1 rRNA gene is annotated in these 1096 nt (G+C 53.4%); it reads left to right on the top strand.

The features are described from left to right. Nucleotides 1-1096 (top strand): 23S ribosomal RNA (locus HMPREF3138_RS15680); the annotation flags it as partial.

Here is a 1096-nt window from a genome sequence, read left to right as displayed (position 1 = left end):
GGCCTGTGAGGGTTGCTGGAGGTATCAGAAGTGCGAATGCTGACATAAGTAACGATAAAGCGGGTGAAAAGCCCGCTCGCCGGAAGACCAAGGGTTCCTGTCCAACGTTAATCGGGGCAGGGTGAGTCGACCCCTAAGGCGAGGCTGAAAAGCGTAGTCGATGGGAAACAGGTTAATATTCCTGTACTTGGTGTTACTGCGAAGGGGGGACGGAGAAGGCTAGGCTAGCCGGGCGACGGTTGTCCCGGTTTAAGCGTGTAGGGGGTGTGACCTGGTAAATCCGGTTGCATATCAACCCTGAGGCGTGATGACGATGCACTACGGTGCAGAAGTAGTTGATGCCCTGCTTCCAGGAAAAGCCTCTAAGCTCCAGGTAACATTGAATCGTACCCCAAACCGACACAGGTGGTCAGGTAGAGAATACCAAGGCGCTTGAGAGAACTCGGGTGAAGGAACTAGGCAAAATGGTGCCGTAACTTCGGGAGAAGGCACGCTGGCATGTAGGTGAAGTCCCTTGCGGATGGAGCTGAAGCCAGTCGAAGATACCAGCTGGCTGCAACTGTTTAATAAAAACACAGCACTGTGCAAACACGAAAGTGGACGTATACGGTGTGACGCCTGCCCGGTGCTGGAAGGTTAATTGATGGGGTCAGCCGCAAGGCGAAGCTCTTGATCGAAGCCCCAGTAAACGGCGGCCGTAACTATAACGGTCCTAAGGTAGCGAAATTCCTTGTCGGGTAAGTTCCGACCTGCACGAATGGCGTAATGATGGCCAGGCTGTCTCCACCCGAGACTCAGTGAAATTGAACTCGCTGTGAAGATGCAGTGTACCCGCGGCAAGACGGAAAGACCCCGTGAACCTTTACTATAGCTTGACACTGAACATTGAGCCTTGATGTGTAGGATAGGTGGGAGGCTTTGAAGCGTGGACGCCAGTCTGCGTGGAGCCATCCTTGAAATACCACCCTTTAATGTTTGATGTTCTAACTCGGCCCCATAATCTGGGGTGAGGACAGTGTCTGGTGGGTAGTTTGACTGGGGCGGTCTCCTCCCAAAGAGTAACGGAGGAGCACGAAGGTTAGCTAATCACGGTCGG

The sequence above is a fragment of the Serratia sp. HMSC15F11 genome (assembly GCF_001808215.1).
Classification (GTDB): domain Bacteria; phylum Pseudomonadota; class Gammaproteobacteria; order Enterobacterales; family Enterobacteriaceae; genus Serratia; species Serratia nevei.
Note: the sequence above shows the minus strand (reverse complement) of the source record. Positions and strands in the feature narration are given on the sequence as shown.